This window comes from Amycolatopsis saalfeldensis (genome assembly GCF_900110575.1).
In the GTDB taxonomy this organism is placed as follows: Bacteria; Actinomycetota; Actinomycetes; order Mycobacteriales; family Pseudonocardiaceae; genus Amycolatopsis; species Amycolatopsis saalfeldensis.
This window is the reverse complement of sequence record NZ_FOEF01000001.1, coordinates 589,549-615,602: the sequence shown is the minus strand read 5'-3', so window position 1 is coordinate 615,602 and position 26,054 is coordinate 589,549. Positions and strand designations below refer to the sequence as shown.

The 26,054-nt window shown below is 70.8% G+C and carries 27 protein-coding genes and 1 pseudogene; 16 read left to right on the top strand and 12 right to left on the bottom strand.

Annotation, left to right across the window (positions count from 1 at the left end; genetic code table 11):
- Positions 1 to 133: 133 nt before the first annotated feature.
- Together secA and BMY97_RS02805 are read left to right on the top strand one after the other, a co-directional pair.
- Positions 134 to 2,693, top strand: a pseudogene (gene secA, locus BMY97_RS02810) (preprotein translocase subunit SecA); the annotation flags it as partial.
- A gap of 435 nt (positions 2,694 to 3,128) precedes the next feature.
- Positions 3,129 to 4,355: a cytochrome P450 gene (locus tag BMY97_RS02805; protein WP_245787110.1), complete on the top strand. Its 1,227-nt coding sequence runs from the start codon at positions 3,129 to 3,131 to the stop codon at positions 4,353 to 4,355.
- A 585-nt stretch (positions 4,356 to 4,940) separates the two neighbouring features.
- Here BMY97_RS02805 and BMY97_RS02800 read toward each other — a convergent pair.
- Positions 4,941 to 5,441: an Rv3235 family protein gene (locus BMY97_RS02800; RefSeq protein ID WP_143086103.1), complete on the bottom strand. Its 501-nt coding sequence runs from the start codon at positions 5,439 to 5,441 to the stop codon at positions 4,941 to 4,943.
- A 154-nt stretch (positions 5,442 to 5,595) separates the two neighbouring features.
- On the opposite strand from BMY97_RS02800, the gene BMY97_RS02795 reads away from it, so the two are divergent.
- Entirely contained in the window at positions 5,596 to 5,979 is a 384-nt protein-coding gene (locus BMY97_RS02795; protein WP_245787109.1) for an HAD-IA family hydrolase, read from the top strand.
- On the opposite strand, the gene BMY97_RS02790 is transcribed toward BMY97_RS02795, so the two are convergent.
- Positions 5,972 to 6,772 carry a TrmH family RNA methyltransferase gene (locus BMY97_RS02790; RefSeq protein ID WP_425425218.1) on the bottom strand — a complete coding sequence of 267 codons (801 nt, stop codon included), beginning with the start codon at positions 6,770 to 6,772 and terminating at the stop codon, positions 5,972 to 5,974. The genes BMY97_RS02795 and BMY97_RS02790 overlap by 8 nt on opposite strands.
- On the opposite strand from BMY97_RS02790, the gene BMY97_RS02785 reads away from it, so the two are divergent.
- Together BMY97_RS02785 and BMY97_RS02780 are read left to right on the top strand one after the other, a co-directional pair.
- Entirely contained in the window at positions 6,771 to 8,177 is a 1,407-nt protein-coding gene (locus BMY97_RS02785) for a WS/DGAT/MGAT family O-acyltransferase (protein ID WP_091611922.1), read from the top strand. The genes BMY97_RS02790 and BMY97_RS02785 overlap by 2 nt on opposite strands.
- On the top strand, positions 8,174 to 8,665 hold the full coding sequence (locus BMY97_RS02780; RefSeq protein WP_091611920.1) for a DUF6912 family protein: 492 nt from the start codon (positions 8,174 to 8,176) through the stop codon (positions 8,663 to 8,665). Before BMY97_RS02785 ends, BMY97_RS02780 begins: the two co-directional genes overlap by 4 nt.
- Before the next feature lie 4 nt (positions 8,666 to 8,669).
- On the opposite strand, the gene BMY97_RS02775 is transcribed toward BMY97_RS02780, so the two are convergent.
- From BMY97_RS02775 to rsgA, 3 genes are all read right to left on the bottom strand, one after another.
- Positions 8,670 to 9,443, bottom strand: coding sequence for an SCO4651 family lipoprotein (locus BMY97_RS02775; RefSeq protein ID WP_091611917.1), 774 nt, complete (start codon positions 9,441 to 9,443; stop codon positions 8,670 to 8,672).
- Between the two features lie 157 nt (positions 9,444 to 9,600).
- Positions 9,601 to 10,002: a hypothetical protein gene (locus BMY97_RS02770; RefSeq protein ID WP_091611914.1), complete on the bottom strand. Its 402-nt coding sequence runs from the start codon at positions 10,000 to 10,002 to the stop codon at positions 9,601 to 9,603.
- Positions 9,999 to 11,012: a ribosome small subunit-dependent GTPase A gene (rsgA, locus tag BMY97_RS02765; RefSeq protein ID WP_091612875.1), complete on the bottom strand. Its 1,014-nt coding sequence runs from the start codon at positions 11,010 to 11,012 to the stop codon at positions 9,999 to 10,001. Before rsgA ends, BMY97_RS02770 begins: the two co-directional genes overlap by 4 nt.
- A 113-nt stretch (positions 11,013 to 11,125) precedes the next feature.
- Between rsgA and BMY97_RS02760 the strand changes: the two genes are divergently transcribed.
- Genes BMY97_RS02760 through BMY97_RS02750 form a run of 3 tightly spaced genes read left to right on the top strand, consistent with a single transcriptional unit; the run spans position 11,126 to position 13,257 of the window.
- Positions 11,126 to 11,896, top strand: a complete 771-nt coding sequence (locus BMY97_RS02760) for an SOS response-associated peptidase (RefSeq protein ID WP_091611912.1) — start codon at positions 11,126 to 11,128, stop codon at positions 11,894 to 11,896.
- Positions 11,893 to 12,501, top strand: a complete 609-nt coding sequence (locus BMY97_RS02755) for an alpha/beta hydrolase family protein (protein ID WP_091611909.1) — start codon at positions 11,893 to 11,895, stop codon at positions 12,499 to 12,501. The genes BMY97_RS02760 and BMY97_RS02755 overlap by 4 nt, the downstream gene beginning before the upstream one ends.
- A gap of 48 nt (positions 12,502 to 12,549) precedes the next feature.
- Positions 12,550 to 13,257 (top strand): DUF6333 family protein, encoded by a 708-nt coding sequence (locus tag BMY97_RS02750; protein WP_091611906.1) that lies wholly within the window; start codon positions 12,550 to 12,552, stop codon positions 13,255 to 13,257.
- Positions 13,258 to 13,259: 2 nt separating this feature from the next.
- On the opposite strand, the gene ybaK is transcribed toward BMY97_RS02750, so the two are convergent.
- Entirely contained in the window at positions 13,260 to 13,736 is a 477-nt protein-coding gene (gene ybaK / locus BMY97_RS02745; protein ID WP_091611904.1) for a Cys-tRNA(Pro) deacylase, read from the bottom strand.
- A 200-nt stretch (positions 13,737 to 13,936) separates the two neighbouring features.
- Between ybaK and BMY97_RS02740 the strand changes: the two genes are divergently transcribed.
- A complete protein-coding gene (locus BMY97_RS02740) occupies positions 13,937 to 14,563 on the top strand; it encodes a sigma-70 family RNA polymerase sigma factor (RefSeq protein WP_091611901.1) in 627 nt (208 codons plus the stop codon).
- Entirely contained in the window at positions 14,560 to 14,877 is a 318-nt protein-coding gene (gene rsrA, locus BMY97_RS02735) for a mycothiol system anti-sigma-R factor (RefSeq protein ID WP_091611898.1), read from the top strand. Before BMY97_RS02740 ends, rsrA begins: the two co-directional genes overlap by 4 nt.
- A 72-nt stretch (positions 14,878 to 14,949) precedes the next feature.
- Here the strand turns inward: rsrA and BMY97_RS49485 are convergent, their stop codons facing one another.
- Complete coding sequence (locus BMY97_RS49485) at positions 14,950 to 15,024, bottom strand: 50S ribosomal protein bL37 (protein WP_098515123.1); 75 nt, start codon at positions 15,022 to 15,024, stop codon at positions 14,950 to 14,952.
- Positions 15,025 to 15,252: 228 nt separating this feature from the next.
- Between BMY97_RS49485 and BMY97_RS02730 the strand changes: the two genes are divergently transcribed.
- Entirely contained in the window at positions 15,253 to 16,773 is a 1,521-nt protein-coding gene (locus BMY97_RS02730; RefSeq protein ID WP_091611896.1) for a sensor histidine kinase, read from the top strand.
- A gap of 286 nt (positions 16,774 to 17,059) precedes the next feature.
- Here the strand turns inward: BMY97_RS02730 and BMY97_RS02725 are convergent, their stop codons facing one another.
- Both BMY97_RS02725 and BMY97_RS02720 read right to left on the bottom strand, forming a co-directional pair.
- On the bottom strand, positions 17,060 to 17,314 hold the full coding sequence (locus BMY97_RS02725; protein WP_091612873.1) for a WhiB family transcriptional regulator: 255 nt from the start codon (positions 17,312 to 17,314) through the stop codon (positions 17,060 to 17,062).
- Between the two features lie 274 nt (positions 17,315 to 17,588).
- Entirely contained in the window at positions 17,589 to 18,515 is a 927-nt protein-coding gene (locus BMY97_RS02720) for a diacylglycerol/lipid kinase family protein (RefSeq protein ID WP_091611893.1), read from the bottom strand.
- Between the two features lie 358 nt (positions 18,516 to 18,873).
- Here BMY97_RS02720 and BMY97_RS02715 point away from each other — a divergent pair, with 358 nt between their 5' ends.
- On the top strand, positions 18,874 to 19,356 hold the full coding sequence (locus BMY97_RS02715; RefSeq protein WP_091611890.1) for a hypothetical protein: 483 nt from the start codon (positions 18,874 to 18,876) through the stop codon (positions 19,354 to 19,356).
- Between the two features lie 5 nt (positions 19,357 to 19,361).
- On the opposite strand, the gene BMY97_RS02710 is transcribed toward BMY97_RS02715, so the two are convergent.
- Positions 19,362 to 19,844 carry a GNAT family N-acetyltransferase gene (locus BMY97_RS02710; protein ID WP_091611887.1) on the bottom strand — a complete coding sequence of 161 codons (483 nt, stop codon included), beginning with the start codon at positions 19,842 to 19,844 and terminating at the stop codon, positions 19,362 to 19,364.
- Positions 19,845 to 19,848: 4 nt separating this feature from the next.
- Positions 19,849 to 20,439, bottom strand: coding sequence for an acid phosphatase (locus BMY97_RS02705; RefSeq protein ID WP_091611885.1), 591 nt, complete (start codon positions 20,437 to 20,439; stop codon positions 19,849 to 19,851).
- Positions 20,440 to 20,525: 86 nt separating this feature from the next.
- Between BMY97_RS02705 and BMY97_RS02700 the strand changes: the two genes are divergently transcribed.
- The gene (locus tag BMY97_RS02700; protein WP_091611882.1) at positions 20,526 to 20,999 is read left to right on the top strand and encodes a hotdog fold domain-containing protein; all 474 of its coding nucleotides are present in this window, start codon (positions 20,526 to 20,528) and stop codon (positions 20,997 to 20,999) included.
- 192 nt (positions 21,000 to 21,191) lie between these two features.
- Positions 21,192 to 22,811, top strand: a complete 1,620-nt coding sequence (locus BMY97_RS02695) for a GMC oxidoreductase (RefSeq protein ID WP_091611879.1) — start codon at positions 21,192 to 21,194, stop codon at positions 22,809 to 22,811.
- 3 nt (positions 22,812 to 22,814) lie between these two features.
- On the opposite strand, the gene BMY97_RS02690 is transcribed toward BMY97_RS02695, so the two are convergent.
- Entirely contained in the window at positions 22,815 to 23,423 is a 609-nt protein-coding gene (locus BMY97_RS02690) for a dTDP-4-dehydrorhamnose 3,5-epimerase family protein (RefSeq protein WP_091611876.1), read from the bottom strand.
- 460 nt (positions 23,424 to 23,883) lie between these two features.
- Here BMY97_RS02690 and BMY97_RS02685 point away from each other — a divergent pair, with 460 nt between their 5' ends.
- Positions 23,884 to 25,080, top strand: a complete 1,197-nt coding sequence (locus BMY97_RS02685) for an NAD(P)-dependent malic enzyme (RefSeq protein ID WP_177231139.1) — start codon at positions 23,884 to 23,886, stop codon at positions 25,078 to 25,080.
- 93 nt (positions 25,081 to 25,173) lie between these two features.
- The gene (locus tag BMY97_RS02680; RefSeq protein ID WP_091611874.1) at positions 25,174 to 26,049 is read left to right on the top strand and encodes an LLM class F420-dependent oxidoreductase; all 876 of its coding nucleotides are present in this window, start codon (positions 25,174 to 25,176) and stop codon (positions 26,047 to 26,049) included.
- Positions 26,050 to 26,054 lie beyond the last annotated feature (5 nt).

Below are 26,054 nucleotides of genomic sequence, written 5' to 3'. Positions count from 1 at the left end.
CACGTGCGTGCACGGACCGCGCCGTGTTCCCTACGATGGGGTCAGACGACGGCGACGCACTCGGGCGCCGCCGTGCCCAGATTGCCCGGGACCGGCTCGGGTGCGATCGAGATCAGCTAGTGAGGTCGACCGGATGGTGCTGAACCGCCTGCTCCGCGCGGGCGAGGGCAAGATGGTGAAGCGGCTGCGCAACATCGCCGATCACATCAACACCCTCGAAGACGACGTGAAGGATCTGTCGGACGCCGAGCTGCGGGCCAAGACCGAGGAGTTCCGCGAGCGCAACGGCAAGGGGGAGTCGCTCGACGAGCTGCTGCCCGAGGCCTTCGCCGTGGCCCGGGAGGCCTCGAAGCGGGTGCTCGCCCAGCGGCCCTTCGACGTCCAGCTGATGGGTGCCGCCGCGCTGCACCTCGGCCAGGTCGCCGAGATGAAGACCGGTGAGGGCAAGACGCTCACCTGTGTCCTCGCGGCCTACCTGAACGCGATCTCCGGCAAGGGCGTGCACGTCGTCACGACCAACGACTACCTGGCCAAGCGCGACTCGGAGTGGATGGGCCGCATCCACCGCTTCCTGGGCCTCGAGGTCGGCGTGATCCTGGCGGAGCAGACGCCGCAGGAGCGGCACCGCATGTACAACGCCGACATCACCTACGGCACGAACAACGAGTTCGGCTTCGACTACCTGCGCGACAACATGACGTGGTCGCTCGAAGAGTGCGTGCAGCGCGGGCACAACTACGCGATCGTGGACGAGGTCGACTCGATCCTGATCGACGAGGCCAGGACGCCGCTGATCATCTCGGGCCCGGCGGACCAGTCGTCGCGGTGGTACATGGAGTTCGCCCGGCTGGCGCCGCTTATGCAGGGCATCGACACCACCACCATGGGCACGCGCGAGCGGACCGAAAAGGCCAACCTGATCAACTCGAAGTACCACTACGAGGTCGACGTCCGGAAGCGCACCGTCGCCGTCACGGAGACCGGCGTCCGGTTCGTCGAGGACCAGCTGGGCATCGAGAACCTGTACGAGGCCGCGAACACGCCGCTGGTCGGCTACCTGAACAACGCCCTCAAGGTGCAGGAGCTCTACCACAAGGACAAGGACTACATCGTCCGCGACGGCGAGGTCATGATCGTCGACGAGTTCACCGGCCGCATCCTGGTGGGGCGCCGCTACAACGAGGGCATGCACCAGGCGATCGAGGCCAAGGAGAAGGTCGAGATCAAGGCCGAGAACCAGACGCTCGCCACGATCACCCTGCAGAACTACTTCCGGCTGTACAAGAAGCTCGCGGGCATGACCGGTACCGCCGAGACCGAGGCCGCGGAGTTCCACCAGACCTACAAGCTGGGTGTGGTGCCGATCCCGACCAACCGGCCGATGGTCCGTGACGACCGCGCCGACCTGATCTACAAGACCGAGCAGGCCAAGTTCGAGGCCGTCGCCGAGGACATCGCCGAGCGGTACGAGAACGGCCAGCCGGTGCTGGTCGGCACCACCAGCGTCGAGAAGTCCGAGCACCTCTCGAAGCTGCTGCTGAAGCTTCAGGTCCCGCACGAGGTGCTGAACGCGAAGCACCACGACCGGGAAGCGCTGATCGTCGCCAGGGCCGGCAAGAAGGGCGCCATCACGGTCGCCACCAACATGGCCGGCCGCGGTACCGACATCGTGCTGGGCGGCAACCCGGACATCATCGCCGACCAGCAGCTGCGCGAGCGCGGCCTGGACCCGGTGGAGAACTCCGAGGAGTACGAGGCCGAGTGGCCGAAGGTGCTCGAGGAGATCAAGGAAGCGGCGAAGGACGAGGCCGACGAGGTCCGCGAGGCCGGCGGCCTGTACGTGCTGGGCACCGAGCGGCACGAGTCGCGCCGCATCGACAACCAGCTGCGCGGTCGCGCCGGCCGTCAGGGCGACCCGGGCGAGTCGCGGTTCTACCTCTCGCTCGGCGACGACCTGATGCGCCGGTTCAACGCCGTGATGGTGGAGCGCGTGATGACCACGATGCGCCTGCCGGACGAGGTGCCGATCGAGCACAAGATGGTCTCCAAGGCGATCCGGAGCGCGCAGACCCAGGTCGAGCAGCTCAACATGGAGACCCGCAAGAACGTCCTCAAGTACGACGAGGTGATGAACGAGCAGCGCAAGGTGATCTACGCCGAGCGCCACCGCGTGCTCGAGGGCGAGGACCTGCGCGAGCAGATCGAGCACATGCTGGTCGACGTCGTGAACGCCTATGTCGACGGCGCCACGGCCTCGGGTTACGCCGAGGACTGGGACCACGAGCAGCTGTGGACCGCGCTCAAGACGCTCTACCCGGTCCGGCTGAACTGGGACGAGCTGATGGAGTCCGACAGCGACCTCGACGCCGACGGCCTGCGCCAGGCCCTGGTCGAGGACGCGCACAACGCGTACGACACGCGTGAGTCCGAGATCGACGAGCTGGTCGGCGAGGAGGGCGCGATGCGCCGCCTCGAGCGCCAGGTGATGCTGACCGTGCTCGACCGCAAGTGGCGTGAGCACCTCTACGAGATGGACTATCTCAAGGAGGGCATCGGCATGCGGGCGCTCGCGCAGCGCGATCCGCTGATCGAGTACCAGCGCGAGGGCTTCGACATGTTCCGCGCGATGCTCGACTCGCTGAAGGAGGAGGCCGTCGGCTTCCTGTTCAACCTCCAGGTCGAGCGCGCCGAGCCGGAGCCCGCGGCCGACAGCGCCGCGTCGCTGCCCGCCGGGGTCACTTCCGCGACCGGCGCGGCCGCGGCTTCCTTCGGCAACGGCAACGGAAACGGCCAGCCCGACGGCCGCCACGCGCGCCCAACCCCGCCGCAGGCACCGGGCACCGACACCGAGTCGGTGCCGTCCGCCTTGCGGGGCAAGGGAATCGGCGGCGGTGTCCAATCCGGACTGACGATGTCGGGCCCGTCCGAGGGCGGCGGTGTCGAGTCCCATTCGGACAGTGCCGAGAGCGACGACGAGGCGGCGGCCGGCGGCAACACCCGCCGCGAGCGCCGGGCCGCGGAGCGCGCGCAGGCGAAGAAGGGCAAGAAGGGTCCGCGTCGCTGACCTTCGGTACCGCGGGCCGTCCGAATAGGACGGCCCGCGGCTTTTTCGGGTAGGAGGGACTCCGGTGGCCACCGCGCCCGTGCGAGCGGATCCGCAGGAACTCACGGAAATGTTCGCGCCCCGGCACAAAGCGGATCCCTATCCGCTGTACGGGCGGTGGCGCGCGCGGTCGGCGGTCACCGAGCTGGCGCCGGGCTCGCTGGTGGTGAGCGGTTTGGCCGAGGCCACCGAGCTGGTGCGCGATCCGGCGTTCGGCCATCCCGAGCCGGAGCTGCTGGACCCGGCCGAGCGTGACGCCGACGAGCCGGTGGACGAAAACGGGCGGGTGGTACGGGCGTTCCTCGGCCTGAACCCGCCGGATCACACGCGTCTGCGGCGGCTGGTGTCGAAGGCGTTCACGCCGCGCACGGTGGAGCGGCTGGCCCCGCGCATCGAGGCGATCGCCGACCGGCTGGTCACCGATCTGCTCGACGCGGGCGGGGCCGACCTGATGCCCGCGCTCGCGGCGCCGCTCCCGGTCGAGGTGATCAGCGAGATGCTGGGCGTCCCACTGGCCGACCGCGAGCGTTTCGCCGGCTGGTCCCACGCCATGGCGCGGGCGGTCGACCCGGATTTCCTGTTGTCGGAGGCCGACCGGACGGCGGCGGTGCGCGCCCGCCGCGAGTTCGTCGCGTATTTCCGGGAGCTGGCGGCCGAGCGCCGGCGCGCCCCGGGCCAGGACCTGCTGTCCGACCTGGTCACCGTGTCGGACGCGGGTGACAAGCTCAGCGAGGGCGAACTGCTCGTCACCCTGACGCTGCTGCTGGTTGCCGGCCACGTGACCACCACCAACCTGATCGGCAACGGCGTGCTGGCGCTGCTGCGCGAACCCGCCGGCCTCGGGGCGCTGGGCACCGGCGGCGAGCTGGCGGAGCCGGCGGTCGAAGAGGTGCTGCGCTACGACTCGCCGGTGCAGCTCACTTCGCGGACCGCCTTGCGCGACACGTCTGTCGGCGGCTTCGCTGTGTCTGCGGGCACGCAGGCGATCGTCCTGATCGGCGCGGCCAACCGTGATCCGGCCGGTCACGCGGACCCGGACCGCTTCGACCCGTCCCGCGAACCCGGCCGCCACCTCGCGTTCGGCCAGGGCATCCACTTCTGTCTCGGCGCGCCGCTGGCCCGGTTGGAAGGCCGGATCGTCTTCCGCGCGCTCGCGCGCCGAGTCCCCTCGCTGCACCTCGCCGGCGCCCCGTCCTGGGGCCCGATGACCACCTTGCGCGGCCTCGCGAGCCTGCCGGTTTCGACCAGCTGACCGGATTTTCAGGACCGCTGTCCCGGAGCACCTGCGGCGGACTCGGCCGGAATGAACGATCCCGCCGCCCGGTCCCGAGTGACGGGGTCGCGAGCAGAGCCGTCGCCGGCCATCGTCTTCTCGTGAACGACCTTGCTGCCCGGTGAACGTTCGCGCGTGACCGAACTCGGCCATCCGCGAACCCAAGCCGCCAGCCCCCGCACCGGCGCGGCGACCGGGCCTCTCATTCCTCAACGGGCCGGTCGCCGTACCGGTTGAGGAGTGAGACCCCGTCCGCCTGGGGTTGGCTCGGGTGGTCGGCTGCCGAACTGGCGTCCGGCGGTCGTGCTGGTTGGGCGGTGGGAGCCGTTCGCCTGGGGTTGGCTCCGGTGGTCGGCTGCCGATTTGTCGAGGCGTCCAGTGGTGGTGCTGGTTGCGCGGTGGGAGCCGTTCGCCCGGGGCTGGCTCGGGCGAACGGCTGCCGAAGTGCTCAGGTAACCAGGTGCTGTGGCGGTTGGCCTGGCGGGACCGTCCGCCGGGGCTGGCTCCGGCGGACGGCTGCCGAACGGTGGCCGACCGCCGTGTCGCTGCCGGCACGGAGCTGGCTCAGGCGGCCAGCCGCCGGATCGGGGCGGTGGGTTGGACTGCTCGCATCGGGCCGGTTCTCGGGGCCAGGAGGTGGAAGCGCATGCACACCCAGCCGGATCGCGTTTGCTGGAAGCGGGCGGCCAGGGCGAGTACCCGCGGGCCGCTGCGGATGGTGGCGCAGGCTTCGATCGCGGTGTCCGACGGGTGGCAGACGTGGAGCGGGCCGATGCGGTGGCGGGTGCCGGGCAGGCGGGGGTGTTCGCGCAGGCGGGCGAACAGCGCCGGGTCGACCAGGTGCTCGATCTGGGCGGCCGGGCGGCGGCGGACCAGGACCTCGAGGATCGTGTTCAGCCGTTGCGTCAGGCGGTGGTCGTCCGGCGGTTCCGGCAACGTCGTGACCAGCCGGTCCGCCGGCGGCAGATCACGTACTGGGCGGCTCCCGGGCCGCTTGCGGGCCGGGTGGGGTCGTGGCGCCGGTTCGAACGGCGCCAGCGTGCTGATGCGGTGGTCGATCGTCATATGTTCCTCCCCGAAACTCGGACGATCCGTCGCCAGTAGTGGGCCGGGGAGCCGGAAAACGCGACAAGTCCCGCCTGATCCGGGGAAAACCGCCGAAGGCTGCCCACCAGATCCGCGGGCTGTGCTAGCGCCGGCCGAGGCTAGGGTGGGCCGGGTGCTCAAAGGGTTGCTGGTCGACTACGCGGGTGTCCTGACCGACCCCGACGCGCACCTGCTCTACGACTACCTCCGCGCCGCCCGGGCCCGCGGCACCCGCACCGCGCTCGTGTCCAACGCGCCCGGCGCCGGTCCCGGCGCGAAGGCCGAGCTGGCCGAGTACTTCGACGCCCTCGTCTTCTCCGGTGAGGTCGGCGTCGCCAAGCCGGACCGCGAGATCTACCTCATCGCCGCCGAGCGGCTCGGGCTGTCCGCCGTGACCTGCGCCTTCGTGGACGATTCCGCGCGAAACGTCCAAGGCGCCGCCGACGCCGGACTGGTCGGCATCCACCACCTCAGCGTGCCCGCCACGCTCGACGAGCTGGCCGCCTTGTTCAGCTGACGGCGCGCCGGACCAGTTCGAACGACAGCACGGCCGCCGCCGCCGAGACGTTCAGGGATTCGACGTCGCCGGGCATCGGGATGGACAGCCATTCCGTCACCAGTTCGCCGACCTCCTCGCCGACGCCCGCGGTCTCGGCGCCCAGGACGAAGGCCGCGCGCTGCGGCAGATCCGCGTTGTACAGCGTCGTCTTCGCGGACGCGCCCAGCGCGTACAGGCTGTACCCCGCCTCCGTCAGTAGCTCCGCCGCTTCGCGCGCGCTGCCACAACGCAGCACCGGCGCGCGGAACGCGACGCCCGCGGAAGCCTTGACCACCAGCGGATCCAGCGCGGCGACGCCCCGCCGCGGCACGACCACGCCCTCCAGCCCGGCCGCGGTGGCCGTGCGGAGGATCATCCCGACGTTCGCGGGCGTGGTGATGCCGTCGAGCAGCAGCACCCGCGCGGGCGGACGCCGGTCTTCCAGCGCCGCGGCGAGCGAGCGCATCCGCGGCGCGACGACGTCGGCGAGCACGCCCTGGTCCTGTTTGCCGTTGCCGGCCAGCACTTTCACCCGGTGCGCGCTCGCGCGCTGGACCGGCACCCCGGCCGCCTTCGCCGCCCGCTGGATCTCCGTGGCGCCCGGGCCGCGCGCGGTGTCGGCGAGGATCACCTTGTCGACCTCGAGACCGGTGTCCGCCAGCGCCTCGAGCACCGGCTTGCGCCCGTACACGGTCAGGAACCGGTCTTTCGGCGAAACCGCCTCGTCATCACCCACGCGGGCCAGTCTCGCACTGTGTAAGGATCGGCCCATGCCCGACCGCCTGTCCGCGCTGGACGCCTCCTTCCTGTACGTCGAGGACCACGCGACCCCGATGCACGTCGGCAGCGTGGCGATTTTCGAGCGGCCGCGCACCGGGTTCGACTACGGGCAGCTGCTGGACCTGATCGGCGCGCGGCTGGCGTTCCTGCCGCGGTACCGCCAGCGGGTGCTGACGGTGCCCGGCCACCTCGCGCGCCCGGTGTGGGTGGACGACACCGACTTCGACCTCAACTACCACGTCCGGCGCTCCGCGCTGCCGCAGCCGGGGACCGACGAGCAGCTGTTCGACCTGGTCGCGCGCCTGATTTCACGAAGGCTGGCGCCCGAACGGCCGCTGTGGGAGGCGTACTTCGTCGAGGGGCTGGCCGGCGACCGCGTGGCGCTGGTGACGAAAACGCATCAGTCCGTTGTGGACGGCATCGGCACCATCGACCTCGGCCAGCTCATCCTGGACGCGCGCCCGGCGCCGCCGGAGCCGTTCGAGGACACCTGGACGCCCCGGCGCGAGCCGAGCCGGGCGCAGCTGGTGCTCGACGCCGTCAGCGAGACCGTGCAACGCCCGACCGAGCTGGTGGAGAACGTGCGCTCGGCCGCGGACGACGCCGTCGCCTCGCTGGGCAAGGTGGCCGAAACGCTCGGTGGCGTCGCGTCGACGCTGCGCACGGTGGTGAGCCCGGCGCCGTCCGGGCCGCTGAACGTGCGCGTGTCCGGTGGCCGGCTGTTCTCCGTGGTGCGCACGCGGCTGGAGGACTTCCGCAAGGTCCGCGCCGAGCACGGCGGCACGGTGAACGACGTGGTCCTCGCCGCCATCACCGGCGCCCTGCGCGAATGGCTGCTCTCGCGCGGCTCGGCCCTGACCCCGACAACCACCGTCCGAGCACTCGTGCCGATGGCCGTGCGAGACGCCGAAACCGCCGAATTCTCCACTCCCGCGCTGGTCGGCAACCAGGTGGCGGCGTTCCTGATCGACCTGCCGGTGGGTGAGCCCAACGCCGTGCTGCGGCTGCAGCACATCGGGCACGCGATCGCCGAGCACCTGGAGTCCGGCCGCTCGGTCGCCGCGCGCGGGCTGCTGAAGGTCGGGGGATTCGCGCCGGCGACGCTGCACTCGCTCGGCGCGCGGGCCGCGGGATCGCTGTCCGGGCGCATTTTCACCGTCATGGTCACCAACTCGCCGGGGCCGCAGGTGCCGATGTACGCGGGGGAGGCGAGACTGGTGGAGATGTTCCCCGTGATGCCGCTGATGCGCACCCAGGCGCTGGCGATCGGGGTCACGTCCTACCACGGCGGTGTCTACTTCGGACTCAACGGCGACCGCAAGGCCGCGTTCGACATCGGGCTGCTCGGCGGGATGATCGAGGAAGCGCTGGAAGAACTGAAGGGTGCGCACTGGTGAGGGTTTATCTCCCCGCGACGATCGCGATGCTCCGTGACCTCGAGGCGAACGGCGAGTTCCGCGCCCGCAGCGGCACGGGCTTCGCGTTGACGCCCGCGCTTCGCGAGGCGTACGTCAGCGGCTCCGACGAAGAGCTGGAGTACGCCGCGCTCCTCGACGCGGCGCGCGCGTCGATCCGTCTCATCGCGGCGGAGGAGAAGGCGGAGCCACGCCGCGTCGTCGTGTCGGCCGACGTCGAGAACGTGACGCTGCGCTCGGACCTGGACGCGCCAGTGGTGCGCCTCGACGGCCCGGTGCCGCTCTCGCAGATCGCCGCCATTCACGTGGACGCGCCCGAGGCAACCGAAGCCGTCGCCGCGGCCGCCGACGTGATCGACGCCGCCGACCTGGGCGACGAGGACGCCGAGTTCGCCCTCGGCGACGCGGAAGACCACGAGCTGGCCTGGTACGCGCCGCAGGAGCTGCCGTTTTTCCTGGAGCTGCTGTAGCGCGTCAGCTGCCGGCGAACGCGCCCAGCTGGTCGGCGGCGGGGGCCTGGACGTCCACGGGCGAGCCCCAGCCGCTGTACCGCGCGGTGATCCGGGCGCCGTCAGGCCCCTTGAGGATCGGCGTCAGGTCCAGCACCAGCTGCAGCGGCCGGTCCGCCGCGTCGAGCCACAGTTCGAGGGGGACTTTCGTGCCGGGCACCACGCTGCCCGGCGGCAGTCCGGCGGGCAGTTCCGAGCCGAGCTTCGCCAGGTCGACGTCCACCCGGTAGTGCTCGGCGCCGACGCCGTCGAGCTGGGTCCGCTCGCCGGACGCGAGGGTCCCCGCCGTGCGGACCTGCGCGAGCGTGCGCGCCGGGTCGTTCTGCTCGGTCAGCTGCGCGAGGCTGCCGCCGAGCACCTGGGAGAACGGGTCGCTGCCGTCGGGGGACACCTTCACCCACGGCTTCCCGCCGGTCACCTGGTCGCGCGAGCCCTCCGGGACCTTCGCGTACAGCTGCCCCGCCACCAGCCGCAGCTCCAGCGGTTCGCCGATGTAGTCGGTGGTCATCACCAGCGAAGTCCCGTCCGCCGCGAACTTCGCCTGCCCCTGCCCGTGTGACACGAGAGTCCCCGCCGCGACGTCGGTGGTGAATTTCGCGGAGTGCCCGGCGACGGTGGCGGCCGAGGCGGCGTCGGCGAGCGCGCGGGCGTCGGAGAACAGTGGCGACGAGTTGTCGGAGCACGCGCCGGCGAGCGTCACCGCGAGCACGGCACCGAGGGCCAAGGCCGTCCTGCGCATCCGGGAACCCCGTCCTGACCGGCGGAAAGAGACCCTACAAAAGCACAGTGGCTCCCCCGAACCCGTTCGGGGGAACCACTGTCACCGGGAGTGGGTCAGTGACCCAGCTTCTTCGCGATCTCGCCGAAGTCCCCGACCTGGTCGGCCGGCGGGGCGGTCACGCCGAGCTGGGTCTGGTCGGAGCGACGATCCGGCCGGTCTTGGCGACCTGGTCCAGCACCCGCGACGGGTCACCCTGCTCCGACGCCTGCGACATCGCCTTGCTGAACGCCTGCGAAAGCGGGTCCGTGGCGTCCGGCGAGATCTTCAGCCACGCCTTGCCGGTGCCGAACTGCGACGCCTCGGTCTTGCCGCCGGCCGACATCTCCATGGACATCTTCGCGGACTTCGACTTCTCCGTGCCCTGCTTCGCCGCGCTCGCGAGCTCCAGCACGTTGCCGAACGGCGCCGCCAGCCCCAGCTCCGGCTTGGCGCCACTGGCCGAGGCCGTGCCGGACTCGCTCTTCGCCCCGCAGCCCGTCAGAACGAGTGCCAGCGCGGCGACGGCGAAAGTGGTCACGTCTCGAGCGTGCCCGCGCGTGAAGTGAGCAGCCGGCGCAACGACGCCAGCCGGTCGGCGCCCGCGCGGCCCTCCTTGACGACGTCGTCCAGCGCGCAGTCCGGGTCCTCGGGCGGGCCGAGGTGGCCGCAGTTCGTCGGGCACTCCTCGGCGGCCTCCGCGAACTCCTCGAACGCCTTGACGATGTCGTCGCTGGTCACGTGGGCCAGCCCGAACGAGCGGATGCCCGGGGTATCGACCACCCAGCCGCCGCCGGCCAGGGGGAGCGGCAGCGCGACGGCCGCGACGGAGGTGTGCCTTCCCTTGCCCACCGCGCTGACGTCGCCGGTCGCCAGTGAGGCGTCCGGCACGAGGCGGTTGACCAGCGTGGACTTGCCGACGCCGGAGTGCCCGACCAGCGCGGTCACGCGGCCTTCCAGCCGTTCCGCGAGGCCTTCGGGCTTCTCGTCGTGCCGGGTGACGATGGCGGGCACGTCGAGCCCCGCGTAGCCGGCGAGCAGCTCGTCGGGGCTCGCCAGGTCGGCTTTTGTCAAGCACAGCACGGGTTCCACCCCGCCCGCGTAACAGGCGACGAGGCAGCGGTCGATGAAACCGGTCCGCGGCGGCGGGTCGGCCAGCGACGTCACGATGAGCAGTTGCGCGGCGTTCGCGACCACCACCCGCTCGTACGGGTCGGTGTCGTCGGCCGTGCGGCGCAGGACGCTGGAGCGCTCGTCGACGCGGATGATGCGGGCGAGGGTGTCCGGCTTGCCCGAGACGTCGCCGACCACGCCCACCATGTCGCCGACGACCACGGAGACGCGGCCCATCTCACGGGCGCGCATGGCCGTCACGAGCTGGTCCGGGTCGGCGTCGATCGCGCAGGTCCAGCGGCCCCGGTCCTTGCCGACCACCATGGCGGTGACGGCGTCGGCGTGCTCGGGGCGGCGCTTGCTGCGCGGCCTGGTGCCCTTGCCGGGACGGACCCGCACATCGGATTCGTCCAGCTTGCTCCAGTCGCCTCGCGCCAAACCGCCCACGTCCTTCCGCCTCGTCCGGCCTGGTCGAATGATCCCATGCCGCTCGCGCCCGGCCCGGCCTGCGTGTAACGATTGGTCCCGGGGCCCGGTGCGAGGAGGTTGGCATGTGCGGCCGTTACGCCGCGACGAAGGACCCGGCGGCGCTGATCGAGGAGTTCGCCGCGGTGGACCTGACCGAGGGCCGGGCCCGGGTGGACCACAACGTCGCGCCCACGAAAAGCGTCGTGACCGTGGTGCAGCGCCATCCCCGTGACGCCGAGGGCCTGGTGCTCGAAGACGAGCCGGCCGAGCGCTCGCTGCGGATCATGCGGTGGGGCCTGGTGCCGTTCTGGGCGAAGGACCCGTCGGTGGGCTCGCGCATGATCAACACCCGGGCCGAGACGGCGCGTGAAAAACCCGCCTTCAAGCGCGCGCTGGCGTCGCGGCGGTGCCTGGTGCCCGCCGACGGCTGGTTCGAATGGCGTCGCACGGGCAAGGAAAAAGAGCCGTTCTACATGACGGACCCGGCGGGCTCGTCGATCGCGTTCGGCGGGATCTGGGAGACCTGGCGGCCGAAGGACAGCGAAGGCGCTGCAGGCACTGATCCGCTGATCACGTTCTCGATCATCACCACGGACGCCGCCGGGCAGCTCACCGACGTGCACCACCGGATGCCGCTGATCGTCCCGCGTGCGCACTGGGCCGGCTGGCTGGACCCGGACCGCGACGACGTCGACGGCCTGATGGTGCCGACGCCGCCGTCCATCGTGGAATCCCTCGAGCTGCGGCCGATTTCCAGCCTGGTCAACAACGTGCGCAACAACGGGCCCGAACTGCTGGACCGCGTCGAGGCGCCCGTCCAGCCACTGGACGACGGCCTGTTCGAGTTGTCATGACCACCTTGGAGATCGACACCGACCACGGCCTCGCGCGGGCCGAGCTGCACTGCGCGAAGGACGGCGTCGCGGTGCTGATGCTCGGTCACGGCGCCGGCGGCGGCATCGGCGCGCAGGATCTCGTGGTGGTGGCGCGGGCCGCGAAAGAGGCGGGCGTGCACGTCGCGCTGGTGGAGCAGCCGTATCGCGTCGCGGGCCGTCGTGCCCCCGCACCGGCGAACCAGCTGGATTCGGCCTGGCTGACGGTGGCCGACGAGCTGTCCGCCCGGTTCGACGACCTGCCGCTGGTGTTCGGCGGCCGCTCGTCGGGCGCGCGCGTGGCGTGCCGCACGGCGTCGGCGGGCCAGGCGGTGGCGGTGCTGTGCCTGGCGTTCCCGGAGCACCCGCCGGGCAAGCCGGAAAAGACCCGTCAGCCGGAGCTGGACGCGGTGGAGGTCCCGGCGCTGGTCATCCAGGGCGAACGCGACCCCTTCGGCCGCCCCACGCCCGGACCGCACCACGAGGTCCTCATGATTCCCGGCGACCACAACCTTTCCGCCGATCTGGACGCGGTGTCGCGGGCGGCCGCCGAGTGGCTGGAGCGGGTGCTGCGGCCGCACCTCTGATCCGGCGTCCGGCGAAACCTGCGGGCCGGTTTTCACTACGGTGACCGGGTGATCGACGACCAGGAAGTCAACGGCTACGGCGAATCCACCATCGCCGTCGTCCTCCCGCCGTTCCCGCCGCACGCGCGCAGCTCACCCGCCGGCTTCGCGCCGCACGATCCGGTGCGGGCCCGGGCCTTCGCCGAGTCGTTCCCCACCATCGAGGCCGTCCTCGAAGGACTTCCCGACACCAGCGCCGTCCCCGCGTCTCCGCAGACGCGCGCGGACCTCGACCTCGTCGCGGTCGGTTGCTGGGGCGGCGTCATCGGCATCTCCGACCCCGCGCTCGCGGGCGACAGCTTCGACAAGGCCCTGTGGGACGTGACGAGCGCACTGGCCGAACGTCACCCCGAGGCCAGGATCATCGGCTCGGCGAGCATCGACCGCGGGGAGAACCACAGCCAGACCGCCATCCACCTGCCCGGCGGGCTGAAGCTGTACACCGAAGGCTGGCCCGGACCCGAGCAGTTCTCCATCGAGGGCGACCCGCACGCCATCGCGCGTGCGGTCGGCATCAGCGCCGAAGCCCTCGCCGCGGCGTACATCGACCTCGACGACGAACCGTGGACCGTGCCTTGGGGGCACTTCGGCCGTCAGCTGCTGGATCCGTGCGACCCGTGGGGTCACGCCGGCCTCCGGATGTCCGAGTTCCGCGTGCGCCGCACCGAAGACGCCGCACTCCACCTGGCAGAGATCTGGCTGAGCGTGATCGGCTGAGCCTAAGCCGCGATCCCGGCGACCACCGCGTTCGTCAGCCGGACCAGGTCGGCCGGGTCGAGTTCGACCTCGAGGCCGCGACGGCCGGCCGAGCAGTACACCGTGGAAAAGGCCGGAGCGGTCGCGTCGATCACCACCGGGAGGCGGCTGCGGTGGCCCAGCGGTGAAATCCCGCCCAGCACGTAACCCGTGGCCCGCTGGGCCGCGGCCGGATCGGCCATCTTGGCCTTCTTGCCGCCCGCGGCCATGGCCAGCGCTTTCAGGTCGAGCTGGCCGGTGACCGGCACCACGCCCACCACCAGCTTGCCGTCGACCTCGGCCACGAGGGTCTTGAACACCCGGTCCGGCGCCAGGCCCAGCGCTTCGACGGCCTCCAGGCCGTACGAATCGGCGCGCGGGTCGTGGTCGTACGAGTGCAGGACGTGCGCCACCTTCTGCTTCGTGAGCAGCGCCGTCGCCGGAGTTCCCTTGCCCGCCATGGCAGGCGAGTCTACGAGTGGGCGGGAATGGACCGCCGCCACGCTCTGTTGTAGCCGATGTGAACAGCACGCTCGCCACCACCCGCCCAGCCCGGCGCCGGCCCGAGAGCCCGGGGGGTTCAGGCCTCCGGGGACCCCGCGTAAACTCGACTGTGCCGTATGCGCGCCCGCGCATCGACGCCGATCGGGAAGGGAACGGTTTGCCGAGCACCCCCAACTCCGCGCCGGAGACGGCGACCGACGAGCTGGAGCTGGCCGAACGCTTCGAGCGGGACGCCATGCCCCTGCTCGACCAGCTGTATTCGGCCGCGATGCGGATGACCCGCAACCCTGCCGACGCCGAGGACCTGGTCCAGGAGACGTACCTGAAGGCCTACGCCGCGTTCGCGTCGTTCAAGGCCGGCACCAACCTGAAGGCGTGGATGTACCGCATCCTCACCAACACCTACATCAACGGCTACCGCAAGCGGCAGCGGCAGCCGGTGCAGCAGCCCACCGAGGAGATCACCGACTGGCAGATCGCCAAGGCGGAGGGCCACACCTCGGTCGGCCTGCGTTCCGCCGAGGTCGAGGCGATGGACAACCTCCCCGACGTCGACGTGAAGGCCGCGCTGCAGAAGCTGCCCGAGGAGTTCCGGCTGGCCGTCTACCTGGCCGATGTCGAGGGCTTCGCCTACAAGGAGATCGCCGAGATCATGGACACGCCGATCGGCACCGTGATGTCACGCCTGCACCGTGGCCGCGCCCAGCTGCGCGAACTGCTCGCCGACGTCGCGCGCGAGCGCGGCTTCATCCGTGGCGATCGCCAGGAGGTGGGTAAGCGATGAGCACGGGCGACGCCAAGGACAAGGTCCGGTGCGAAGAGGCGCTTTCGGAGATCTTCCTGCTCCTGGACAAGGAGTGCAGCCCCGGCCGTGACGCCGAGCTCCGGCGTCACATCGAGGACTGCCCGCCGTGCCTCGCGGAGTACGGGATCGACGAGCAGCTCAAGCACCTGCTGGCTCGCAAGTGCGGCGGCGACCACGCCCCGGACGACCTGAAGAGCAGGCTGCGCGCCTCGATTCGCCAGACCGTCGCCACCCGCGGCGGGGTGACCGTGGAGCGCACCGAGGTCACCATCGAGCAGCGGACCGGCGAATAGCCCTCGGCTCAAGACGACGACGGCCCCCGTACCAGCTGGTGCGGGGGCCGTGTCGCGTCCGTACGCCGGAAATCAGGCGTTGGGCTTCTTGCCGTGGTTCGCGCCGTTCTTCTTACGGTCGCGACGCTTGCGGGCGCGCTTCGACATGCTTCACTCCTCGTACTTGCACCGGATGGCCCGTGGGCGGGGGTGCGGGCACACCTGCCGGGCTCGGGTCAACCGCTCCAGTGTGTCATGCGTGCCCGGGCTCACCTGCGGCACCCGTGCTGATCCGGGGTCCCTCTGGTTGGATGACAAGCATGAGCTGCTCGGACAGGACTGCCACGACCGGGCCTGGCCCGGTCGCCGCCGCGGCCGGGACGGTCGGGTAACGCCGTGTCGACCCTTTCCGACCTGCTCGCCGAGAACACCGGCCTCACCGGCGAGGCGGCCGACCACCTGCAGACCGTCGTCGCGGAGTGGCAGCTGCTGGCTGACCTCTCGTTCGCCGACTTCCTGCTCTGGGTGCCCGTCGCGAAGGACCTGCAGCCCGACGGCGGCGATTTCGTGTGCGTCGCGCATGCCCGCCCCACCACGGCGCCGACCGCGCACCCCGAGGACGTCGTCGGCACGCGGTTCACCGTCGACGAGCACCCGCAGCTGGCCAAGGCCGTGCGCGAGGTGCGGATCTGCCGCGAGGAGGACCCGCACTGGTACCGCGACGTGCCGATGCGCCGCGAGGCCGTGCCGGTCAGCTTCGGCGGTGAGGTGGTCGGCGTGATGAGCCGCGAGACGAACCTCGCCGCGCCGCGCGTGCCGAGCCCGTTGGAGATCGCCTACCTGGGCAGCGCGGGCGACCTGTGCCAGATGATCGTGGACGGCACCTTCCCGCCCGGCAACGGCAACCAGACCGACACGCACACCAGCCCGCGCGTCGGCGACGGGCTGATCCGGCTGGACCCGACGGGCACCGTGGTGTTCGCCAGCCCCAACGGCCTGTCCGCCTACCACCGGATGGGCCACGAGTCCGATCTGGTGGGGCAGCGGCTGGCCCCGTTGACGCGCTCGCTGATCCGCGATCCGTTCGACGCCACCGAGATCTCGCACCGCATCATCGAGGCCCTCGACGGGAAGCCCTCGACGCGCACGGAGGCCGACTCCCGGCGCGGCGCCGTGGTGCTGTTCCGCGCGCTGCCGCTGCGCCCCGCGGGCCAGGCGGCCGGCGCGCTGGTGCTGGTCCGCGACGTCACCGAGGTCAAGCGCCGCGACCGCGCGCTGCTGTCCAAGGACGCGACGATTCGCGAGATCCACCACCGCGTGAAGAACAACCTCCAGACCGTCGCGGCCCTGCTGCGGCTCCAGTCGCGCCGCACGTCGAGCGAGGAGGCGCGGCTGGCCCTCGGCGAGTCCGTGCGCCGGGTCTCGTCGATCGCGATGGTGCACGAGGCGCTGTCCATTTCCGTGGACGAGCGGGTGGACCTCGACAAGCTGCTCGACAACGTGCTGCCCATGGTCGGCGAGGTCGCCACGGCGGAGTCGCAGGTCGGGCTCACCCGGAAGGGCTCGTTCGGCATCGTGATCGCGGAGATCGCGACGCCGCTGGTGATGGTGCTGGCCGAGCTGGTGCAGAACGCCATCGAGCACGCGTTCCCGCAGGGCCGCCCGGGCAAGGTGGAGCTGGTGGTGGAGCGCTCGGCGCGCTGGCTGGACGTGGTGATCCGCGACAACGGCCGCGGCCTGCCCTCGGGCTTCTCCCTGGAACGCAGCGACGGCCTCGGCCTGCAGATCGTGCGGACCCTGGTGGAGTCGGAGCTGCGAGGGTCCCTCTCACTGCGCAAGGTCAGCAGCGACGAGGCGGGGGCCCGCGTGTCGGGCACGGAAGCCGCCCTGCGCATTCCGCTTTCCCGGCGGCTCTAGCTTCTGGTGTGTCCGAAAGGGACCATCGCACTGTCCTAACTGGACTGAGACGGCCACGGTCCGCGGTGGACCACATCGACCCCGGACACGGTGAAGGGCCGGTGCCCGCCGAAGCGGTACCGGCCCTGTCAACGTCGTGAGTGAGGTGGCGCGACACCCGCTTATGGGTGATTTCACCTCAGTTGTTAAGCTGGAACCGGATGGGTATCGCCCCGGACGGCGTGGCATGAAGCTGCTACGCCGGCGGAAGTTTCCGGTTCCCGGTGGTGCTTTTCTGAGCCGAAGCTCAGGCGTTGGTACGCGTGCCGATGTGCGTACGGCGGCGCTTGAGCGCGCGTCGCTCGTCCTCGCTCATGCCGCCCCACACGCCGGCGTCCTGACCGCTGGCCAGAGCCCAGGCCAAGCAGTCGGATGCGACGGTGCAGCGGTGGCACACGGCCTTCGCCTCGGAGACCTGAAGCAGAGCAGGACCGCTGGTTCCCACCGGGAAGAACAGCTCGGGGTCCTCGTCTCGGCAGGCCGCGTCGTGGCGCCAGTCCATGTTCGTGAGCTCCTTTATAGCGACGCGGGAGGGCCGCGCCACAGTCGTCATGGCGGTCGTGTTTTTGGGTGCTTGTGAATGCTTTCACGAAGCACCGCTTTCGACAAGGGTTTCTTGAAGATCGGTGAGTCAGCTCACCCGGCCGGGCGACGGCTCTGACCTGCGGTTTCTGTCTGAAACAGACCGCATTGGGGAAGGCCGATGCGGTGAGTGGAGCTTCTGCGTCGACGAACGGCAACAGGCACTTTGCCGCAGGCGATCAGCGACCCGGTCGTCACACGATTACGGAGAGTGCGCCGGGGACGCTGTGGAACTCCACCCGCGTGCGCTGGCCGACGAGGTCGCCGTCCACCTGGAAGTTTACCGGTTCAGCTGCGTCGATGCGGATCAGCGGCACGTCATCGTGACGCACGAGACGCCGTCCGCGCTGGTTGCTCTTGGTGAGCAAAGCTTGGCGTACATGCGTGAACACGGTCGGCAACGGCATACCGTTCAACGCGAACAGGCCCAATCCCGTCTCGAACGAGCAGCCCGAGTTCAGGTGCACGGGACGCTCGCCCAGGTAGGTCCACGGATCGGTGTTCGACACGAACGCGGTCACCACCTCGACCGGCTCCTCGCCCGGGACCCGGACGGTGAGGGCCGGGCGGCCCAGCGGCGGCCGGAAGTAGGAGCGCACCGCGGCCCGTAGGTAGAGCCCGGCGCTGGTCTCCTTGCCCCGGCGCTTGGCGACGCGGCCGACGACGTCGGCGTCCCAGCCGAGGCCGGCGTTGAAGGTGAACCAGTGCCCGTCGGCGAGCCCGAGGCCGACGCTGCGGCTGCGGCCCGACTCCAGCGCGTTCAGCAGCTGGTGCGTCGCCTCCACGGGGTCCACGGGCAGGCCGAGAGCGCGGGCGAAGACGTTCGCGGACCCGCCGGGCACGACGCCCAGCGCGGGCACGGACCCGAGTTCGGCGGGATCGCCGTCGGAATCCGCGAGGAGGCCGTTCACGACCTCGTTCACCGTGCCGTCGCCGCCGTGCGCCACGACCAGGTCGATGCCGTCCCGGGCCGCCGAGCGCGCCACGGCCATCGCGTGGCCGCGGTAGTCGGTTTCGACGACGTCGAGCTTGAGCTGGCTGGCCAGCGCGTGCGCCAGAACGTCCCGGCCACCGGCGGTGGTCGAGGTGGCCTGGGGGTTCACGACGAGGATCGCGCGCACTACCGCAGGCTAGGTGACCCGCGGCCGCCACGAGAACCTCCGACGTCACATGGTGACGCGAAGCTCAGCCCGTCCGGCGGCCCGGTGTCCGATGACCCGACAACCCCGATGACGCTGTGGCGGGCGGTCCTCCTCTGCGGACGGCGAACTCTCGTCTCCGTCGTGACAAGTGCACCCGGGCCGACCGCCCGCTCATCGACGACACCTCGATTTTCACGTTCCCGGCGTCCCGCGAAAACGGCCGACCGGGTGGCATACCATCGAAACTGCTCACGCATTGTGACTCGTGCAGGTGGGGTCCACTGTGCTCTCGCAAAGCACTGCGCAAAGGTTCCGCCCGCGTCTGGAAGGCCGTCCCGTGTCGCTCACCGAGAAGCCGCCGTCCGCCCCGGCCGAGGTCCGGCTGGCGGGTGTCCTCACCGCGCTGCCCGGCCTCGGGCTGCTGGCACTGGGCGTCGTGGTGCTCGTGCGCGGCCTGGAATCACCGCCGCGGCCGGGCAACAACATCTGGGCCGAGTTCGCCACGTATGCGGTGCTGGCGCTGGCTTTCCTCGCCGCGTCCACCGGGCTGGTGCTGGGCCGCACCTGGGCCCGTTCGCCCGGGGTGGTCGTCGCGCTGCTGCTGGTCGGCGTCGGCTGGTACGTGCTCGGCCCGTCCGGCCAGCCGGCCTGGGGGGTGCCGATCGCCGTGTTCGGCGTCGCGGCGCTGGTGCTGCTGTTCCGCCGTCCGGCGCGTGCCTGGGCGCTGGGGCAGCACGTGGACGAGACGGAGGAGGAGGCCGCCGAGCGCGGCGGCCTCGCCGGCCGCCGCGCGGAGCGGGAGAAGAACGAAGAGGACTGAGGCTCTCAGACGTCGGCGGCGAGGGCCCGCAGCGGGTCGTCGGTCAGCCGGTACACGGTCCACTCGTCCTGCGGCGAGGCACCCAGCGCCCGGTAGAACCCGATCGCCGGATTCCAGTTCAGCACCGACCACTCCAGCCGCTGGTAGCCCTGCTCGACGCACTCGGCGGCCAGCGTCGCGAGCAGCGCCTTGCCCAGCCCGGAACCACGCAGCTCTTCGCGGACGTACAGGTCTTCCAGATAGATGCCGTGGGTGCCGCGCCAGGTCGAGAAGTTCAGGAACCACAACGTGAAACCGGCGACGGCGCCGTCCAGTTCGGCGACGTGCCCGAACAACGCGGGCGCCTCGCCGAACAGCGCGGCGTGCAGCTGCGGGGCGGTGAGGTGGCACGCTTCGGGCTCGCGCTCGTACTCGGCGAGCGCGAGGACCAGCTCCACGACGGCGTCGACGTCCTCGGGCCGGATCCGGCGGACGCGGGGGTCGGCCACGGCGTCAGCCTTCCAGCGCCGGCAGCAGGTTCAGGTGCTCGACCTGCGGTTCGCCGCGCTCGTCGCCGAGCACCGCGATCCCGGCCGGGTCGAGTCCGAAGTGGACACCCGACGGCGCGGGCAGGCCGACCCAGCGCGCCACCAGCACCCGGCTGAAGTGCCCGTGCCCGACGAGCACGACGTCGCCGTTCTCGACTTCGCGGCGCGCGCGGTCCAGCACCTTGTCGGCTCGCGCGCCCACCTCGTCGGCGTTCTCGCCGCCGGGGCTCGGGTGGGTCCACACGGTCCAGCCGGGGTCGGTCTCGCGGATCTGGGGCGTGGTGATGCCTTCGTAGTCGCCGTAATCCCACTCGGCGAGGTCTTCGGTGAACTCGTCGACGCGCAGTCCGGCGAGTTCGGCCGTCCGCTTCGCGCGGTCGCGGGGGCTGGACAGGACGAGCTGCGCGCCGCCCAGCAGCGTGCGCAGGGTGCCTCCCGCCGCGCGCGCCTGTTCCTCGCCCGCGGCGGTGAGCGGGATGTCCGTGCGTCCGGTGTGCCGTCCGTCGGCCGACCATTCGGTCTGGCCGTGACGGAGAAGGAAGAGCCGATGTGCCACGTGGCCGAATATAGCCCCGGCCCCGTTTGCGGGCAGGTCGCGCGATGTGCTTACCTACTCATGAGTAGGTTAACCTGGAGGTCTTGATGGGCTCGAGCCCGACGTACGCGATGTGGCGCCGCCTGGTCGCCAAACCCGGTGGTAAGCAGCTGTTTTCCGCCGCGATGTGCCTTCGCGTGCCCTACTTCGGGACGGTGCTGCCGTCGGTCCGCGAGCTGCGTCCCGGCCACTGTTCGGTGACCGCGCCGAAGTGGTGGGGTGTCCACAACCACATTCACACCTTCCACGCGATCGCCGCCTGCAACCTCGCGGAGATCGCGATGGGCATGCTCGCGGAGGCCACCGTGCCGCCTTCGCACCGCTGGCTGCCTAAGGGGATGAGCGTCGAGTACCTGGCTAAGGCGGAGACCGGCCTGCGCGCCGTCGCCGAGCTGCCGCGGCTCCCGGAGTTCGGCGACGACGGTTTCGACCTGCCCGTGCCGGTGACGATCGTCGACGCGCGCGGCCAAACCGTGGTGACGGCCACGATCACGATCTGGGTGACGCCCAAGAAGCGTTAGGCGTGCCGATCTTGTTTTCCTTGTGCAGCAACGAATGCCGCCGTTCGGCGGAGGCATCGGGCGGGTTCGCCGGTTCTCGGGCGGCCCGGAAATTGACCCGAACGGGTGGAAATTAACACCGTTTACTGGGCAAAAGCGAATAGTCTTCATTTTGGTCTTGTCAGGGCTCGGAAGCGGCGACACGATGCAGGGATGCCAGCCCTGACGCGCCGCCGATTTCTCGGCCTCGCCGCGCTGAACACCGCCGCGGCCTTCGGACTGACCAGCATCTCCGCGGCCACCGCGCGGGCCGCGACCGCGGCCCCGCTGCCGGACTACTCGCCCGCGATCGTGATCGGGACCGGATACGGGGCCGCCGCCACGGCGTTGCGGCTCGGCGAGGCCGGCGTTTCCACGCTGATGCTCGAAATGGGGCAGCTGTGGAACGAGCCGGGCCCCGACGGCAAGGTCTTCTGCCAGATGCTCAACCCCGACCAGCGCTCGATGTGGTTCAAGAACCGCACGCAGGCGCCGCTCGCGTCGTTCCTCTGGCTCGACATCGCCAACCACGACATCAAGCCGTACGCCGGGGTGCTCGACCGCGTGAACTTCGGCGACATGTCGGTGTACCTCGGCCGGGGCGTCGGCGGCGGCTCGCTGGTCAACGGCGCCATGGCCGTGACGCCGAAGCGCTCGTACTTCGAGGAAATCCTGCCGCGCGTCGACGCGGACGAGATGTACGGCAAGTACTTCCCGCGCGCCAACACCGGGCTCGGGATGAACCAGATCGACCCGCAGTGGTTCGAGACCTGCAAGTCCTACCAGTTCGCCCGCGTTTCGCGGAAAGCCGCGCAGAAGGCCGGTTTCAGCACCACTTTCGTGCCCAGCGTGTACGACTTCGAGTACCTGAAGCAGGAGGAGGCGGGCACCGTCCCGCGGTCCGCGCTCGCGTCCGAAGTGATCTACGGCAACAACTACGGCAAGCGCTCGCTGGACAAGACCTACCTCGCCGCCGCGCTCGGCACCGGGCACGTCACGATCCAGACGATGCACGAGGTGCGCGAGATCATCCAGCAGCCCGACGGCACGTACACGCTGGCCGTGCGTGAGATCGACGTGCTCGGAAATGTGCTCTCCACCAAGCACGTCAGCACGAAGTACCTGTTCCTCGGCGCGGGCAGCCTCGGTTCGACGGAGCTGCTGCTGCGCGCCCGCGAGACCGGCCGGCTGCCCGCGCTCCCCGAAGCGGTCGGACAGGGCTGGGGCACCAACGGCAACGTGATGCTGGGGCGCGCCAACCACATCTGGGACACCACCGGCAGCCTCCAGTCCGGCATGCCCGCGCTGGGCATCGACAACTGGAACGACCCGGTGCACCCGGTCTTCGCCGAGATCGCGCCGGTGCCGGCCGGGCTCGAGACCTGGGTGAGCCTGTACCTCGCGATCACGAAGAACCCCGAACGCGGCCACTTCACCTACGACCCGGTGACGGACTCGGCGAAGCTGCAGTGGACGTCCGCGCAGGGCCAGCCGTCGATCGACGCCGCGAAGTCGCTCTTCGACAAGATCAACTCGGCGAACACGACGATCTACCGGTACGACCTGTTCGGCGACACCCGCCCGTTCGAGAACCGCTTCACCTACCACCCGCTCGGCGGCCTCGTGCTGGGCCAGGCGACCGACGACTACGGGCGGGTGAAGGGCTACCGGAACCTGTACGTCACCGACGGCTCCCTGATCCCGGGCAGCACCGGCGTGAACCCGTTCGTCACGATCACCGCGCTGGCCGAGCGCAACATCGAGCGGGTGCTGGCCGAGGACGTCGTCCGCTGAACTTCAGCGGTGGGCGGCGCGCAGCTTCTCGTAGTACGCCGTGCAGTCCGCGTACGACGGCAGGATGCCCTGCGCCTCGGCTTCCGCCAGCGTCGGGGCGTGACGGTCCTTTTCGGACACAATGGGGGTGAGGTCCGCGGGCCACGGCAGGCCTAGCGCCGGGTCGAGCGGGCTGATCCCGTGCTCGCCCGAGGGGTTGTACGGCTCCGAGCACAGGTAGGCCATCGAGGTGTCGTCCTCGAGCGCGATGAAGGCGTGCCCGAGCCCTTCGGCGACGTACACCGCGCGGAAGTCCTGCGCGTCGAGCACTACGGAGTCCCACTGGCCGTACGTCGGCGAGCCGGTGCGCAGGTCCACGATCACGTCGAGCAGCGAGCCGGCCGGGCAGTAGACGTACTTCGCCTGGCCGGGCGGGGTGTCGGCGAAGTGCACGCCGCGGATGGTGCCCCGCTTCGACACGCTGTGGTTCGTCTGGGCCACGCGCATCGGGTGCCCGGCGGTGGCCAGCACGGCCTCCTCCTGGAACGGGGCCACGAACAGGCCGCGCTCGTCGGGAAACGCGCGCGGGGCGTACGCGTAGGCGTCGAGAACCTTCAGCGGGCGGAATTGCATGGGATCACCATATCGAGTGGTGGCGTGGGCGATTGCCGGGCGGGTGGCGGCGCCGGGAGATCCACTGAATCGGTTCCGTTCCCGGTATGGCTGTTTCCAAAACCGGACGGACGTCTTGGGAATAGGGGTTTTGTCCGCGAATAACGCTGAATCTGTGACATGAACCGCACCGAGGGGTCACCCGGCCCGGGGCGCCTGTCATAGTTGACGGACCGCAGCGTCCGCGGCCATCGCCACACCCCACGGACTTGGATGGCCGCTGTGACGCCTCGCCGACAGGCCGGCGCTACCGCGCTGGGCTGCCGTACGGAGGACAAGTTCCATGGGTGCCGGGTGCGCCTTCGCCCGCCACCGGTGGTCCCCCGCTCGCAGTCCCAGGAGTATTCCAGTGACCCAGACCCATTCCGCGAGTTCCGTCGTCGCCTCAGGGCGAATGACGGAAACGACGACAGGAACCCCGATGAGCGACCAGGCCGACACCACGTCGTCCGAAACCATGCTGCCGGTGACCGACGCCGAGATCTTCGCCGGGCACGAGGGCGGCAAGCTCGCCGTGGCGGCCACGCGGCCGATCTCGGACCCGCGCGACCTTTCGATCGCGTACACGCCCGGCGTGGCGAAGGTGAGCCGGGCGATCGCCGAGGACGCGGCCAAGGCCAAGCGGTACACCTGGGCCGACCGGCTGGTCGTGGTCGTCAGCGACGGCACCGCCGTGCTCGGGCTCGGCGACATCGGCGCGAGCGCCTCGCTGCCGGTGATGGAGGGCAAGTCGGTCCTGTTCAAGACGTTCGGCGGCCTCGACTCGATCCCGCTGGTGCTCGACACCACCGACGTCGACGAGATCGTCGAGACGCTGGTGCGGCTGCGCCCGTCGTTCGGCGCGGTGAACCTCGAGGACGTCTCGGCGCCGCGCTGCTTCGAGCTGGAGGACAAGCTCAAGGAGGCGCTCGACTGCCCGGTCATGCACGACGACCAGCACGGCACCGCGATCGTCACGCTCGCGGCGCTGCGCGGGGCGAACCTGGTGCTGGACCGCGCCATCTCGAGCGAGCGGGTGGTCATCTCGGGTGCGGGCGCGGCGGGTGTGGCCTGCGCCCGGATCCTGCAGGCGGCCGGCGTCGCCGACGTGACGGTGCTCGACTCGCGCGGCATCATCCACTCCGGCCGCGAGGGGCTGAACCCGATCAAGGCGCAGCTGGCGGAGACCACGAACAAGGCCGGCCTGCGCGGCGGGATCGCCGAAGCGCTGCGCGGGGCCGACGTGTTCCTCGGCCTGTCCTGCGCGACCATCGACCCGGAGCTGCTCGCCACCATGGCGGCCGACCCGATCGTCTTCGCACTGTCCAATCCGGACCCGGAGGTGCACCCGGACGACGCCGCGCGGTACGCGGCCATCGTCGCCACCGGGCGCAGCGACTTCCCCAACCAGATCAACAACGTGCTGGCGTTCCCCGGGGTGTTCCGCGGCGCGCTGGACGCCGGCGCGCGGGCCATCACGGAGAACATGAAGCTGGCGGCCGCCGACGCGATCGTGGCGGTCGCGGCGGACGACCTCGGTCCCGACCGGATCGTGCCGAGTCCGCTCGACCCGCGCGTCGCCCCCGAGGTGGCTGCGGCCGTGGCCAAGGCGGCCGAATCGGACGGCGTGACTGCCTGACTCTCGGCGAGGGGCCTTCCATCCGGCGTGCCCGGGCGGAAGGCCCCTTTTTTGGACTTGCGGGTCCAATTTCGCTGCTCCACGCTGGCCGGTATGACCATTCACTTCGGCGCGTACGGCATCTGGCAGCCCACGGCGTTGACCACCCCGGCCATGGCCACGGAGATCGAGGCGCTCGGCTTCACCACCCTGTGGGCCGCGGGCCCGCCGGTCGACCTGGCGGGCATCGACGAACTCCTCGAAGCGACGTCCTCGCTGGTGGTCGGCACCAGCATCCTCAACATCTGGCAGGGCGACCCGGCCGTCGCCGCGGCCGCGTACCAGCGGATCACCCGGCGGTTCCCCGGCCGCTTCTGGCTCGGCCTCGGCGTGGGCCACCCCGAGCAGTCGTCACAGTTCACGAAGCCGTTGGCTTCACTGAATTCGTACCTCGACGGCCTGGACGCGGGCGGCGTGCCCGTCGAGGGGCGGGCGATCGCCGCGCTGGGGCCGAAGATGCTGGAGCTGACGGCTTCCCGTGCGGGCGGCGCCGTGCCGTACCTCGTGACCCCGGAGCACACCCGGCTCGCGCGCGCCGCGCTGGGACCCGGCTCGGTGCTGGCGCCGGAGCAGAAGGTCGTGCTGGACACCGACCCCGACAGGGCGCGCGCGACGGGCCGGCCGCGGATCAAGCACCCGTACCTGGGCCTGACGAACTACACGAACAACCTCCGCCGCTTGGGCTTCACCGACGAAGACCTCTCCGGCGACGGCAGCGACCGCCTGATCGACGCCCTCGTCGCCCACGGCGACGCCCCCACGATCGCCCGCCGGCTAGCCGACCACCACACCGCGGGCGCCGACCACGTGGCGATCCAGGTCGTCACCACCCGCCACGTCACCCACCCCGACCTGCCGGACGTCGAACTCCAGGTTTACGACGACGAGGTGTTCTCCGTCTACAAGGAACTGGCCGCGGCGCTGCTCTGACGCTG